Origin of the sequence: Bdellovibrio sp. HCB-162 (assembly GCF_047344985.1) — a bacterium.
GTDB lineage: Bacteria > Bdellovibrionota > Bdellovibrionia > Bdellovibrionales > Bdellovibrionaceae > Bdellovibrio.
Genome location: NZ_CP178861.1, coordinates 2072435 through 2087910, shown reverse-complemented (window position 1 = coordinate 2087910; position 15476 = coordinate 2072435). Strand labels below are relative to the sequence as shown.

Genomic DNA, 15476 nt, shown 5'->3' with positions numbered 1-15476 from the left:
TTAAACTCCTTACTTTGAAAGACAAAGTTCACCGTACTCTTGAGTACTCATGGATCGTTGGTGTTCATATCTGTTTAAAGAAAGATAAGCTCCAGTTTTTGGAGTGAATAAAAAGTAAGCGCCATCTTTTTTAATAATTGTAGCAAGCGTTTCGAGCTTTACCGATTCACCTTCTTGTTCCCACTTTCCAGTAATTGTTACTGTGAACTGGTAGCGGCCTCTTTCGTCATAACCGTATTCAGTTTCCGCGTATTTGTATCTGGGGCCTAAAAGTTCAATTTCATATTTGAATTGTTCATTAAAACCCCAAAAACTTTCAAGGGTGATCTGCTGAGTCTGGCAGTCAATTCTTTCAGCCTTTTCCACAACTGGTGGATAGGATTCGACCGTTTCAGTGGGTTTACTTTTGCCACCAGAACCTTGACAGGCGGTGAGTGCGAAGAGAAGTGCAATGGGTAAAAGAGATGCTTTCATTTAGTTCCTCCGAGAAAATGTTCTCAGAGGAGGACGTCTGCAAAGCCATGCCCACCCTAAAAGTCTGTTTAAATGGTTTTAAGAGTGGTTTTGCGATGCGATTTTCAAGATTAAAGAACCGTTCCAAGAATTAGGAACTAATTTTTTCCCATGGATTTATCGCAGAGTTCCTGGGCGTTAGGTTCATTCATTCTGCAGACTTTGGCAGAATAGTCCCAACAGCCACCACCTTCAATACAATCACTGTCTTTTAAGTAATCTGACCGGATTAGCATGAGTGCTGTCATTACTCCGAGAATGGCTAAGATGACGACAAGGATTTTAGTTCGATTCATGGATATGCCTTTCAAAAATTCTTTTTAACGTTGTTCTTATTTTTTGTCAGCTCTTCATGCAATGCACAGAGGACGATCTTTGCCGTCCTCTGTGAAATTCCTTTTGCGTTATTGCATCCAGAGCTATTCGCAAGCCTTGTCAGTCCAGTGTCCTCGTCCCATGAAGGGATTGCTAGATGAGCTTAAACCAAGGATTGATGTTTTTCCGTGGAGTTCCTCAATTGAGTACGAAGAGAAAGCAAAATCAATGGCAGGGCTTTTGTTATATTTTAATGCTCGTCCAGATCCGAGTCCTTCCAAGAGGATGTCTCCGTTGTCGTTAATTTCATAGCGACCTTTTAGAGACTTAAATGCATGCTCTCGATATGAATAGCCATTTTCCTCGTAGCTAAGAACTTCTTTTTCTAGAAGGTCTGCGGAGAAGTTATTCTCATCAATAAGAAAAACATAAAGTTCTCCAAGGATAGGATTTCCACTTTCAGTTTTTCCAAGAACAATATCCTTACTGTGAACGAAGTGGTGATAGAGTGTTCCTTTAGAGCACTCACCAGAAGTCTTATAAAGAAATTGATTGTAATACTCGCGCGGAGTTTTACCGTTAATAATAACAGACTTTGTATGTGTATTTGAAGATCCTCCACCGCCTGGAGCACAAGCCGAAAGAGTCAAAAGTAGAGTGGTTAGAATGAATTTTTTCATAAAGTATTCCTTTTTTAATTAATAGCCCATGGGAGGTTAAAAATATGTGCAAGTGCCAAGGCTATTGATGTTGTGAATGCCAATCCAAATATAATTAGACAGATGTTGTAAACAAGCATTGGCCACTTCACATTTTTAATGTTACCTGCTTGAGAATTCATCGATTCCCGTTGACCCAGGAGAAGTACGATAAGAAACAGTTGTATATGTGAATATCTCAGAGAACCATCTGCTAAATATTCTGAGAAAACGTATAGAGCGACAAATGCAATAAGAGTCCAATCTGGAACCAGAACGTACTTAGTTTTCATAAAAAACCCTTTAAAGGATGTGCAAATTTCTAAGAATAAGCACAGCGTTGTGTCCTATGAAGATAAGTGCCGCGAACGAAAGCAAAAAATAGAATTTCTTATTAGACATTTCATAAACCTGAACGTCTTCTTTTTTGAAGGTTTTAGAGTATCTTGCTCCCATTGCGAAATGGAATATGATAGCTGGCATTATCATCGTGTCGACTGTGGGAGTTTGTAAATGACGACTTACGCTGACTAAGAAAAGTATATTTAGCAGGGAGCCGCGAGGGACCAGATCGAATTTTGCATGTTCCATACTTCCTCCTCCTTGGTTGTTGAAAGTGATCCACCTGCGGTGTTAGTCAAATCCTTTCTGTCCTCGGCGTACTTTTTAGTACGCCTGCGGGAAAAAGAATTTGTCCGCCTTGCATTTGAATCCCTTTGATCAACCTTTTCGAATTCAAATAGTTTTACTTCAAACTTGCGGTCGGACTTGATGCAGAGCCTAGGAGGACATCGATTTCGTCTAACACCACAGACTTACTTTTTACGTGCGACTTCACGTGAAAGAGCGTCACTACAGTTCCCTCGCTATCGTTGTTGTAAGATAAATAACAGTGATTTTCTTTTACGAGAGCTTCACGAGTTGGGGGAAGATCGTAAGGATCTACGTCTGTGTAGGCCAACCACACAAGCGGTCTCGTCGCTTTTTCATCCGGGTACTTGGAGTTTATTTCTTTACAGCTCTTTTCTCCAAGATCAAAAATGAAGCTGAAATCGTCTACAACAGTATTAACACGGAAGTGGTCAGCAAAGTCTTCACGAGCTTCGAAGAGAATTTCCCAGTTGTTACGAGTGAGTTCGACGTTATCTCTCGTCATATACTTAAAGCTGTATGTCGCAGTTACATAGTTGCCGCCATTGTAGCGAGAAATTAGCTCGACACTGTCAGCAGCTTCGGCTTTGGGAGTGAGAAACATAGCTAGTAAAAGAGATCCGATTAGTGTGTTCATTTTAAATCCTATCGTTAGTTTGTTGTTCTTACGGGGAGGCATAAGAGCAAGGGGCTTGCCTCGGCGTATGTACTCTATATTTGAGATGGCGGTGAATTTAAGGGCAAAATCCAGGATTTTAGATCTTGTTCTGAGATCTTGGAGTATCGAATTTAGAACCTCTTGCGCCTAAGCCATGATAAACATTACAATATTTACTATGCGTTGTACGTCGGTTGGATTTAAATGTCTTTTGTTGTCTTTGACTTCATGCCTATTGATGGGTTGCGCGACCTTTTATGATCAAAAAGAATTTGATGCTGGGAAAGCCGCAAAGCTTAGTTCTCCTACTTGTGTAAAGCTGACATTCTGGAGAAATGAATACGATTTTTCGCATGAGATAACAAAGAATGAACGGTATCTCGACTATCATGCCAATCAGTTAGAGCAATACCTGAGGGCGTTTAATATACGAACGGACTGCTCGGATCCAGTAGCTAGTTATGACGTCGTGGTGGGCATTCGGAATAAATATGTTGTGCTCAAAACATTCTGGGGAGTGGTGTCGATGGCATCACTCGGAATCATTCCATTTTTTGGCGATGATACTAACAACATTATTGTCGAGAAAGATCGCAAAGTAGTTGGCGATGTTTGGGTTTCAAATAAACGCGTCTTTTCTATTTTCTTAATTGGGAAAATGTATTCGGACGATAAGATCTCATTTGAAACATATGGTTCCGATATGGCGAATGCGCTATTTAATATTAAAATTGCCGAAATTATTAAGAAAGATTTGGAACCAAAACCCTCTGTAGTCATGGGAGGACGATGATAAAGTTATCATTGATGCTTCTTTTCTTTTGCTCATGTCTAGGTTGTGCGTCGTTTGCGGACCGCGAATATGCGTGCAGAGAGAACAATAAAAAACTTGGTTATGGTTACGCTAATTCCATAGCTGGAAACATTTTTCAGTACGGTGACTGCGCCGCTTTTCCAGGATTAAGAATTGAAGCGGGTCAGTACTATTCTTTACATAAGGAAGACATCATTTGGGCCGTGTCCACGGATAAAGGCATAAAGGATGCCGGGGCTTCAGAGCTGAATGATTTTGCCAGGGCATTGAAGTGCGATAAGTCTGCAAATCTAGAATTTACGAAAATGCTCATCAAAAATAAGGAAGCTATCTTTGGTAAGGATTATGATAACTATGCACATCAAGTCACTCGAACGATTATTGCCTTAATAAAGAGGGATCCTTCATTGTCTGGTAAATGTGGTGTTTGAAATGAATCTGTGGAAAGTAAAGATCATTTCGGATCTTACGTTTTGGATACTCATCCTGGGATTTGCATCTGTGATCGTTTATGTTGGTACAATATGGGCGGTAGGGCTTATCTTATTTTCGTGGATTATTAGAATCTATTGCTTTCAACAGACGTGTCCAACGTGCGAATGGAAATTAATGAAGAGAAAAGGAGCCAATGCGGTGCTTTTGCAGCATCACGGTTTCTTTCCTGAGCGCTGTGATAATTGTGGCTACAAAATACTTGAGGATTAAATCATGCGAGTTACGAGGATAATTAAAATTATCGGTATGATTATTGGTAGCATTTTACTTGTGGGCGTCGCTCTTATTGTAATGATTTTTCTTAGTATTCAGAAGTCCCGAAATAATGCTGAGCGACTTTGTCGCGATATAAACATAAATGATTCATTTAGAAGTATGGTGGATCTAATAGCCGAGAACAGGCCAAGCTCTATTCATATTTTTTCTAAGGAAGACGCTTTGGTAAAAGTTTTTAAAGATCCACAAAAGTTCGATGTGAACCAACTAGATTCGGTCACGGGACGTTTGTTGTTTATCTTTCAATCAAATACGGCGTTCTTTTCAGCTTGTGAGGTTCATCTTTTGAACGGAAATGTTTCATCTAAAAACATTATCAATAAGGACTAGATTGCAGTTTGATACACTGGGTTCGATAAATATGAGGGAGACATTTTCAAATCAATATTTGTGCAAAGGTGCCGTGATGGCAGGATGTATATGATCTATTCTCAATTGGTAGAAGTATGATGTATGATGGGTAGCCATTTAAAAATCATTTTAGTCACCCTTGGTATCGTAGGTTGCGCAAGTGTAGCTCATAGACCCTATGCATGCCAAACTGGTATGAATCAAGCGTACGCATATTCTCCCTTTTACTTTTTGGCGGGAGCCACCACACAACAAGGAGATTGTGCAATCATAGAACCTTTAAAGATTGAGTATGGGCAGTACTACCAGCAGGAGCATAAAGCAATCCTAGCCGACCTTAAAAAGGGCCGTGAAATTAACAGAAACTTTGGAGCCGTCCATAGCTTTTCAAAGGTATTTAATTGTTCAGACCAAGCATCACCATTATTTGTCGATACGATAGTTCGCTACCAAGACGAGATTTTTGGGAAGGATAAAGACAACGGTAGCCGGACGGTTACAATGAATGTGCAATATAAGATCAAGAACGACGAGTTTCTTCGTGAAGAGTGTCCATTCTAAAATGTCTGAGCGAACGCTTCAGGCTATAAATCCGTATTTTCTCTCATTTGATTAAAAATTATTTTTAAAATACGCCTCAATTGCGAACAAACTAGACTCTGTTTTGTATCACAAATAAACACTATTAAGTTTTACAGAATCTTGATTGAAGAAAGTTATTAAACCTCCCGAATCTTAATACGCTTATTTTAAGTTGTACGTTGGAGGAAGCATGAAGTTCGCACGTCTTTGTATTCTAGTCTCTTTGTCGCTCACAGCCTGTATTGGTAGCGATAGTCAAATCAGCTCGTTAAAAGAAATTGTATCTATGCCAATTGCTGAGTCTCCAATTGTTTCTCCAATTTCCCCTAGTTCTCCAGTGGTGACTGCGCCAACTTCAGATGAATTCACAAAACCTGAAGCTGCGGTCGCTAAAGTTGAAAGCGTCGTAAAAGCCTTAAATGAAGACCAAAATTACGCTTTAGTTTCAGAGGATATGTCGCTTCTGGAATCAGAAGGTCTTCTCAGTGAGGAAAATGAATTGAAAGGTTGGGTGAAATAATGAAAACGTTCATTAAACTTGCGATCATTTCAGCCCTTGCCTCAAATATTGCAGTAGCGTCGACAAGCTACCTTGGAAAAGCTGACGAACAAAGCGTTGTCGTATCCATAGAGCCGCAAGGTTCTTCATTTAAGACAGGCGATAAAGTAAAATTCAAAGGCTCTATCAAAGTCGTCGGCAAAAAGAATTGGTTTGAAGAACTTTGGGATGATCTTTTTGGCGATAATAAAAAGGGTCTTCTTGAAAATTTCCAAAAACAAGGGATCGACATTGTTGGAACATTCCCGAGTTCAGCAGTAGACGTTTCTTCTGCGTTAGCTCTTCAAAGCAATGGCAAAGAAGAGATCAAGTTTACTTATGAGTCTAATGCCGTTTCCATTGATGAATTAAATCAGTTATCCATTAAAATCTTCAATAACCACCACGACAAACAAAAGCTTAAGCAACTTTCTTCTATTCAAGGGAAGCTTGAACGCCGCTTGAGTGCACTGTTAGACCTAAAAAAACATTACGAGAAAAATAAGGCACTTAAAACAGTTATTGCTGTTGTTGAAAAAGAAATCCTAAAACTTCAACAATTAAGAGATAAAATCGAGGATCGTCTAAATTCTGATGACAATCTCATTGCTGCCAACGTGACTGCTCTTCAGGTCGATAATAAAACAGCAAGCTCTAGTCGCATTGATACCTCTATTAATAATTTTAGATTCTCCATCTCATCAAGCCTGGGCGTCGTTTTTGATAAGATGCCAGTTGCTATTTCTGCAAAGATAGCAAGAATCGGTGTAGTAGATTCGGATGACGACTACTACAAAAACAAAGATAAAAATAATTATCTAGCAGAGCTAACACTAGACGGAAAGGTAATTCAGTCCGGAACGATGGATACCAATAAGGAGTCCGTCGCCTTAAATATTTCTCTTCAAAATGTAAAGGCTACTGACAACAACATTTTTGAACTTTCATTCCATAGATATGAAAAAGGAAAAAAGAAAAATAAGATTGGTTCTTTGGCGTATAAGTTGCGTGTTCTTCCTGACGGTGTTGTACCAGTTTGGCTTGCTGAAAGCTTACCGACCCAGGAAGATCACTTTGTAAAAGAATTTCCGCCAGTTTCTCTCATGGCGAGTGACGCTTTTGGAAGACTAAATCCAAGTACACTATCAGCGAAAATTAAAGCGCATACTATTGCTGGGCAAGATGCGGTTATTGATATTGCTTCAGCTTTAACGGCGACGGCTTCAAATGATGGTTCAGATTACAAATGGGCGGGGAGTCTTGGCTCATTCGTTGAGGGTGAGTATGTCCTAAATGCAACGGTGGCGGATATCAGCGGTAATGTAACGAGTCCTTATAGTTCAAGAGTCGTGGTAGATAGAACGGCGCCAAAAATTGCATTTGGTCACGAAGAGGGCTATGAAGCTCCAACGGCGAATTTTAATCTCAACGTTTATTTAACAGACGCATCTCCAGTAGATTCAAAAGTATTTCTAAATGGTATAGAAGTCGCGTATTCGTCACTTTCCGCGTTTCAAACTTCCGTGCAATTAAAACCTGGTTTGAATGAAATTAAAGTTACTGCATTAGATAAAGCCGGCAACTCTGCGAGCGCAATTTCTAAAGTCAGTTACGACACGACTCCACCGATTTTAACATTTAACTATCCGGACAATGGTAGAAAGTTCTATACTAATAAACTACCTCTTTCAGTTAGCGTTTCGGTTATTTCAAATGAACCTCTTTCAGGCGCAATAATTAATAACATAACAGTTAATATTTTGAGTGGTGCAGAGTCATTTACGGGAGAGGCTTTAATATCAGAAGCTGGTGTTAAAAGTGTCGTCGTGCGAGGAAGAGATCTAGCGGGAAATGAAACCGTGATTTCTAGGCCAATCGAAGTTATTTTCGACAACACTGCTCCATCGATTAGTCTCTCATACACTGGTGAGACAATCACTAACAAGCCTTCAGTACCTGTGACAATTACTGTTGGCGATTCCTCAACGGTTTGGTCAAAAGTGATTGTAAATGATACAGTCATCTTCGAGACTTCAAATAGATCATTCGTATTTCCTTTTGAATTAAATGTCGAAGGAACAAATCGTTTAAAGGTAACTTCGACTGATGCTGCCGGAAATTCTTCGACATCGGGAGTATTAGAAATCAAAAGAGACACAATTGCTCCTAAGTTGACAGTAATTACCCCTCAAGATGGATCGCTCATTGATCGAGCAAAGATAGAGATGTCTGGTACGTCAGACGAAAGTTTAAAATCTATCACTGTCAATGGTGTCAAACTTAGTTTGAGTTCGGATGGCACGATATTTAGCGGTTACTACGTTCTCTCAAATCAGGGCAACCAAAGCTTTACTTGGATTGCAAAAGACTATGCAGGAAATGAATCTCGAATTGTTACTTCATCTTCTATATCAATTAAATTGCTAATTGCAGAGCTGGTTACCGTTGTCGCGGACCCAGATAGTGTACATATGTGGGTAGTAGGTGCTGCCTCATCGACAAGACCTGGTGCGAAGGTGGAGGTTGCAAGTTCGTTTTTCAACGGGCAAGAAGGAGAATCAAATCCTGATGGATCATTCCACTTAAAACTGAAGTCTTTTGAAACCGCTAAGCTTAAGGTAACGGACTTACAAAATGGTCAAAAAGAAGAACTCACCGTAAGCTTTGCTAATACGACATCATTAGCTGGAGTAGTGAAAGATATTTACGGAAATCCGCTTGTAAATGCGAAGGTTTCCTTTGTTAGTAACAATAGCAAAATTTCGTATACCGATGACGCTGGTAGATTTGTTTTTCTTAGCCCACCTACGGGTGATCAGACTGTCAGAGTTGATGGTTCAACCGTACTACAAAGCTCTAATGGACCTAAACGTATTTTTTCAACAACCATGTTGGCACTCAATATTGGTCTTGGACAGAATAATAGTCTGAAAGTTCCTATCTATTTAACACCATTAATTCTAGATGGCACAGAGACAACAGTGGTAGCTTCATCTGAAACTGTGATATCTAGCAGTCATGCTCCTGGTGTGAGTTTGAAAATACCTGCCGGCTCAGCAAAGTTTCCAGGTGGAGTAAGTACCGGCACCATTAACATGATTACAATTCCAGCTGGAAGAGCAACAATGCCGGTGCCTTCGGGGTTTAAACCAACGAATGTCATTTCTTTGGAACCATCAGGTACAACGTTCACAAAGAAAGTGGCAGTCACTTTACCAAATGATAACGAATTGCCCCCTGGAACGCACATGGTCTTTGTTTCCATGAACTCTACTAAAGGCGTTTGGGAGGTGGACGGAGTCGGCAAGGTTTCCTCTGATGGGACCTCTGTTGTTTCGAATCCGGATTCAGGCATTACTCATTTTAGTTCCATTTATGCGGTTCCTTTGGCTCCATTAATCGCATCAATGCAGAAGCCTGATTTGTATGGAATTGATGCTTCTACTGGTGGATTAGAAAGAGCGGTCACCTTACCAAGCTTCAAAGTTTATGGTCGCGAGATTAAGCCCACTATTAAATACAAAAGTACTTGGGCAAATCCGACGGCATTTGTCTCAAACATCTTTGCAGTACCAAAGCCATTTGATCCGCAAAGCGGGTCAGGCAGTGGTTTTGAATCAAGGAAGGGTGGATTTAGAACTACGATTTGTTATGACGTTATTCCGGGCGTCTGGGAGGAGTGTTATAAAACTTGGATATATTGGCTAGTTCAAAATAGTTATCATTTAGATTGGCAAAGTTCAAATCTATGGGCACCTGATACAATCAGCTCTCAGTTTTTTGTAAGTAAGGTAGCCTCTGATCAAGTTACTTTCACAAATAATGAGCTTGACGATGAAATAAAGCAAATTTCTGGAAAAGAAATTACGAACGCTGTCGCTACTGAAATTTTAAAACAAACCGGTTTGCCTACTTCATCAGTTATCAGCTTTGCTGTCGAGCTTAAGGACCCAGAGACTGGTGAATACTTGACATCTGGAATTCATCCATCATTAGCGAGATTTCAGGTTAAGTTAAAGAATTTAACAATTACTACGAATACGCCAACGCGCGAGCGTTGGGAATGGGTAGACGAATCCCTCGTTAAGCACGAAAGCGAGACAACTACCATTACCAACGTTGATCAGCAGTTAGTATCTATGTTGCCGGATGACATTCAAGCTGACATTCTCGTTCAAAATAAAACGAAATCTAGCATTGGTCGAGGGTGGCATTTAACTGGGGCAAGTCGTATCTTCAATCCATCGAACTCTCGTTTGATGGTTGAAGAAAATGATGGCAGTGTTTCGACATACGCAGTTAACAATGTTATTACAACTCTTTTCGATGCAAATGGGACAAATGCAGATCTAAAGAATGCTGTAGACTTATCGTCATGGCCAAAGGCATTGTTTGGTCGACATGACAGCAGTAGTAAAAAATCATATTTATCAGAAGTGAACCTATCGTCCGTAAACTCCGTTGTTCGAGACCTTTCAGTTTTGCCAACGAGTTCTGGTAAGTTAACTTCACAAGGGTGGTACAGCTGTAAGCAGACACTTGTTTGTGGCTCTGGCGGGTGCAGCACCGTCTATTCAGGAAAATTTAGCCCGACTAGATATTCATTTAATACGAAGTTCAATATTGGTGGAATAATCAGAGCCTCTAATGGAGAAGTGTTTCTTTCGCAAAGCAACGAACATCTGTTCTACCGAAATACTGGAAATACTCTCCTTTTGGGAACATACCAACCTGTTTCTAACGTTACGTTAGAAAATGTTTTATGGAATGGTCAGGTGGAATATGGCTATTTCAATCGCCCCCCAGAGACAGTTCAAGATTATTGTCAGTCTCGTTTTGGATTTTCCTGCGGAAATCCTGAACCGCAAACGGCCCAGTATGACTGTAATTTCTATGCAGCACCATTTATGAACTTGGACCCAGGGGTAGGAAAAGTTGGAAATCCATATCCGTCGCTAGATGGTTTAAATAATCCAGGTACCGTTATTGCCTCTCCATCTGGAAAAGTAATAATTGCGGATACGGGAAATAATCGTGTCCTTTCATTTGATCCCTCTACTCAAAAAGTATCCATTCTAGTCGGAGATCAAAAAAATATTGATGCTGGTGACGGTGGATTAGCGACACAAGCAAGTATATTTCATCCAAAAGGACTTGCTTACGATGAAATAGGGAATCTATATGTTTCCTCTGAAAATGGCTTAATTAGAAAGGTCGATGCTACAGGAAAAATATCTACTTTTGCTGGCGGCCAAGTCGTCTCTGACCAGGCTCCAGCAAATGCGATCATGTTGAAAAATCCTCAAGGGTTAGCATATGATTCTTCAAGCAAATTTTTGTACGTTGCCGACACTGGAAATCATCGTGTACTTCAAATTAACATAATTACTGGAATAGCAAATAAGGTAGCGGGAAATGGCCAGTGTTCACAGTCAGATGGCGATAATGGTCCCGCGTTGTTTGCTTCAATCTGTTCACCTACAAATGTTGGAATTGATGAAATTGGTAATCTTGTGGTGGTCGACTCTGGCCATAATACTATTAGACGGATTTCATTTACAAAACCAACATCAGGCGTCCTCGCCTTTGTTCCCTCGAATGGAGATTTATCTCAATTAATTAAAAGGCAAGATGGTTCTTGGGAGCGTATTTACAGAAATGGTACGAAAGAGGAATTTGATTCCAATGGCTATCAAAGAAGAGAAATTGATAGGGGAAATCGAGTCGTTTCATACGATTATGATGAAGATGGAAATTTAACCGAAATCAATTTTCCAAATCAGTCCAAGCTGCAAATGAACTACATTTCCGGAAAATTGAGATCGGTTGTTGATGTCGCAGGCCGTTCAACTATTCTTTCCTATGACGGAGACCTTTTAACCACTGTAAGTTTACCTACAGGTGCGAATAGAGTATTTGAATACGATACCAAAGGTCAGATGATCTCTGATACTGATGGCAGAGGATTCAAAACTCAGTTTACTTACAATCAATGGAATAGATTGCAAAAAATATCTAGACCAGACGGAACTGAAAGTTCACTAAACGACATTGAATCTCAAACGATTGCCAATGCCTATGCGAATGGAGTGACTGGTCACTCAAAAAGTATTTCTTTCGCAGATGAGGGAGATGAGAACGGTGTTTCAACAAGAGTTACTGACGGGAACAATATAGTAACAGAAGTTATGCTAGATCACTTTGGTCTTGGCTATAAATTTAAAGATGGGCTAGGTCGAGTTACTAAAGTTGTCAGAAATCCAGATGGAAGAGTAGTCGAATTAATCCAAGCTGATGGTTCTAAAAAGCAAATGTCTTATGATTCAGCCACGGGTGATTTGATATCGATCAAAGACGTGAACACGAACACTGTTATTCAGAAAAAATTTGATGTGTATGGGAACGTTGTACAGGAAATTGATGGAAGTGGTCGCATTACGCAGAATATTTTTGATGTAAATACGGGATATCTCATCGAGAGTATTTCTCCTGCAGGCATCAAAAATCAGTATGTCTACAATAGTCTTGGTTTAGTGTCTAAACAGACACGAACGCAAGGGCTTACGTCAAATTCAATGATTTTTGAATATGACTCTAAAGGAAATATTTCAAAAACCACTGATGGCTCAGGGAAAATTACCACTTTCTCTTATGATCTCGCGGGTAACGTTTTATCTAATACCTCTTATGTAAATGGGGCGCCTAAAGTAACGGTATATGAGTACGACGAAGATAATAGACTGATAAAGACCATCTCTGCCGGAGGACAAGTGACTAGTTATAAATACTTGGCGACGGGAGAGTTGGTTGAAATAATAGATGCAAATGGTAACAAAAGTACTTTTAGTTATGACTCTCTAGGAAGACTTCTTTCAAAAACTAACTCCTTGGGATTTATTAATTCGTTTGCGTATGACGGAGAGGGAAGAAGGATTCAGGAGTTGGATGCCAACGGTAACTTGAAGAAGTACACATATGATTCCATAGGTCAGTTGCGAAAAATCGAACTACCTGACAACTTGATCACATATCAGTATGATTCAAACGGAAATGTTACATATGCAGATGACAATTTTAGTATTATATCAAATTTATATGATTCTCAACAGAGACTGGTAGCCCGTAATACTGATGCAAAGTATGTAACGAACTCGCGGTCATATTCTTTTAGCTATGATTACAACCCTGATGGGACTTTGAAAGAAGTTAGTTCAGGGTATGGTAAGAATACTTACTCATATGACAGCGGCGGCCGATTAACACAAATTTCAAATAATTGGGGAGATGTGTTTTCAATTTCATATGATGAGATTGGAAGATGGAGCCGTATTGACCGTCCTGGCGGACATTCAGACTTCGATTACAACGCGAGCGGTTTTTTAAAAAGTATAATGCATGTGGGAACCGGGGTCGTAAGGGAATTGTCCGAGTATGAGTACGATGATAGAAATTATATCATTTCAAATAGAGTGGTCGGCGGAAAGTACACGTACTTATATGACTCAAACGGAAATCTTGTAAACGTCAATTCGAGCGTGCCCGGCGTTCCATCCGAAACTTTTAGCTATGATAATATTGGAAATCGAAATTCAGAAACATCTGGAAATGTGTATGCTTACGATTCGGCAAAACGACGCTTACAGTTTGACGGAGTATATGACTATCAATACGATAATAACGGTAACGTATTAACAAAAATTCCGAGAGACTCAGCGAAGGAAAGCTTCAAGTTTACCTACAACAGCGTTAATCAACTTACGAAAGTTGAAGTTTTCAGAACTCCTTTGGATACATTTGCTATCCGTGAAATTAAATATACCTATGACGTGCTCGGAAGAAGATTCCGTAAAGTTGTCTCCAATCGAGCTAATTTATTGGATCGCACCACGAATTATGATCGCAGATATATATATAACGGTGACCATATTTTCGCTGAAGAAAATGCTAACTTTGAATTATTAGCGCGTTACACTAATAATCCCACTAATCTCGACGATATGCTTGCGGTGCAGATAACACCCGCCGGGGTTTCAGCGGGGCTCGCTTCATCATCTAAAACATATTATATGCTAAGGGATCACATTGGTACATTAATGGGGGTGGTTGACAACGGGGGGGCACTACTACAGAGCTATCGATATAAATCTTTTGGTGATGGAATGATTATTATAAATCAATTTGGAACAGATATCTCTTCAAATCCTCCATTAAAGACCTCGCATTTGTTTACGGGTCGTGAACTGGATAAAGAGGCGGGGTTGTATTATTATCGAGCTAGATACTATGATATGAGTACGGGACGTTTCCTTCAGGAAGATCCTCATCCTGGTAGTATTGATTCCCCAATTACGGTGGTAAATAAATATTCATATGCTGGCAATAATCCAGTAATGTTTAATGATCCTAGCGGTAGAATATTTGGTTGGGATGACTTCTTCTATATTTTGGCTTCTGCGTTTATTGCTACTGCATATCAAAATGCTTTTGAGGGTGGAAATTTCTTCGAACAATGGGGAAATAATTTTGTGAATGCTTTTTTCACTTACTGCATATTTGGTATTGGCTCCGGAGGGCAGCAGATAGGAACGACAGTAGATACCAACTGGCAGGCAGCATGGGCAGGAATTCAGTCTGGTTTGTCTCAAGCGACCGTAAAAGGACTTGGAAGGGTAGCTGAGCATAATGGTTGGGCTCGACATGAAGGAGTCGAGTGGTCACTTAAATTGGGTGGCGGCATATTTGCAATAAATAAGGAAGAAAACAAGGATTTGACTTGGAACGAATCAATTGGAAATCTAATTACGGGGGGGACTTCTAACGGTATTAGTCACGATCCGTGGAGAGACTATAAAATTGCGATAGAACACTTTTTTACTGAGCAATTGCCAAATTTTCCGAGAAGGGCGTGGGAAGAATGGAGTCGAGAAAAATACGACTGGGAAGAACGGTAGTACTAACATTATTATTTTCGATCTTCATTACAACTTTAAGTGGTTGCAGTATATGGACTATTGATGTTCCATCCAGCCACTATGAGCATACATCTGTAAATGCAAATGCAACAACGGTGTTTACAGTCAGAAATTGGATGAGCGAAAAAGAAGTAGATTCCCGCCTAGCCGCAGAGCTGATTAATCGGTCGAGCTATGCAGCAGAAATTTTAAAGCGGAAAGGTATCAAGAGTGTAGAAATCGAAGTTGCTACATCTAAGAACACCAAAGGCACATGTGGTGGTTGTGCTTTTTCGATGTATTTGATTCCTGAGTTCTCTAGGCGGACTATAGAAGTTGTATGGTATGACACCACTGGAAAGACACCTCAAATTATTTCTACGCAAAGTACAGAGTGGAAAAGTGACACGTGGTTTATTTATTTCCCGATTATTATTCCATCATCTCTAAAGGCGGCCTTTAGTGAGGAAAACAAAGAATATACTTTTTTTGAAAAGATGAGAGGACATCCTGAGATTAATCATGCCGTGATCAAATTGAATGATTTAATTGTAGATGCTATAGTTGATAATAAAGTTGATTATCCTCAATCGTCTAAAAATTAATAACCTAAATAAATGTCCGTCTGTCCGAA

At 39.9% G+C, this 15476-nt stretch carries 10 protein-coding genes; 7 read left to right on the top strand and 3 right to left on the bottom strand.

Translation table 11 applies throughout. From position 1 onward, the window contains the following. Positions 1-9: 9 nt before the first annotated feature. The 3 genes from ACLSSO_RS10215 to ACLSSO_RS10205 all read right to left on the bottom strand — a co-directional run bounded on the left by ACLSSO_RS10215 (position 10) and on the right by ACLSSO_RS10205 (position 2814). Positions 10-474 (bottom strand): hypothetical protein, encoded by a 465-nt coding sequence (locus tag ACLSSO_RS10215; protein WP_413942701.1) that lies wholly within the window; start codon positions 472-474, stop codon positions 10-12. Positions 475-932: 458 nt separating this feature from the next. Continuing rightward, positions 933-1508 (bottom strand): hypothetical protein, encoded by a 576-nt coding sequence (locus tag ACLSSO_RS10210; protein WP_413942700.1) that lies wholly within the window; start codon positions 1506-1508, stop codon positions 933-935. Positions 1509-2271: 763 nt separating this feature from the next. Continuing rightward, positions 2272-2814: a hypothetical protein gene (locus tag ACLSSO_RS10205; protein ID WP_413942699.1), complete on the bottom strand. Its 543-nt coding sequence runs from the start codon at positions 2812-2814 to the stop codon at positions 2272-2274. Positions 2815-3046: 232 nt separating this feature from the next. Between ACLSSO_RS10205 and ACLSSO_RS10200 the strand changes: the two genes are divergently transcribed. From ACLSSO_RS10200 to ACLSSO_RS10170, 7 genes are all read left to right on the top strand, one after another. Next, positions 3047-3628, top strand: a complete 582-nt coding sequence (locus ACLSSO_RS10200) for a hypothetical protein (protein ID WP_413942698.1) — start codon at positions 3047-3049, stop codon at positions 3626-3628. Beyond that, a complete protein-coding gene (locus tag ACLSSO_RS10195) occupies positions 3625-4080 on the top strand; it encodes a hypothetical protein (protein WP_413942697.1) in 456 nt (151 codons plus the stop codon). The genes ACLSSO_RS10200 and ACLSSO_RS10195 overlap by 4 nt, the downstream gene beginning before the upstream one ends. Before the next feature lie 502 nt (positions 4081-4582). Continuing rightward, positions 4583-4750, top strand: coding sequence for a hypothetical protein (locus tag ACLSSO_RS10190; protein WP_413942696.1), 168 nt, complete (start codon positions 4583-4585; stop codon positions 4748-4750). Between the two features lie 123 nt (positions 4751-4873). Beyond that, on the top strand, positions 4874-5332 hold the full coding sequence (locus ACLSSO_RS10185; RefSeq protein ID WP_413942695.1) for a hypothetical protein: 459 nt from the start codon (positions 4874-4876) through the stop codon (positions 5330-5332). Between the two features lie 211 nt (positions 5333-5543). Beyond that, complete coding sequence (locus tag ACLSSO_RS10180; RefSeq protein ID WP_413942694.1) at positions 5544-5873, top strand: hypothetical protein; 330 nt, start codon at positions 5544-5546, stop codon at positions 5871-5873. Continuing rightward, complete coding sequence (locus ACLSSO_RS10175; RefSeq protein ID WP_413942693.1) at positions 5873-14842, top strand: RHS repeat-associated core domain-containing protein; 8970 nt, start codon at positions 5873-5875, stop codon at positions 14840-14842. Before ACLSSO_RS10180 ends, ACLSSO_RS10175 begins: the two co-directional genes overlap by 1 nt. Beyond that, entirely contained in the window at positions 14806-15447 is a 642-nt protein-coding gene (locus ACLSSO_RS10170; RefSeq protein WP_413942692.1) for a hypothetical protein, read from the top strand. The genes ACLSSO_RS10175 and ACLSSO_RS10170 overlap by 37 nt, the downstream gene beginning before the upstream one ends. Positions 15448-15476: the final 29 nt, after the last annotated feature.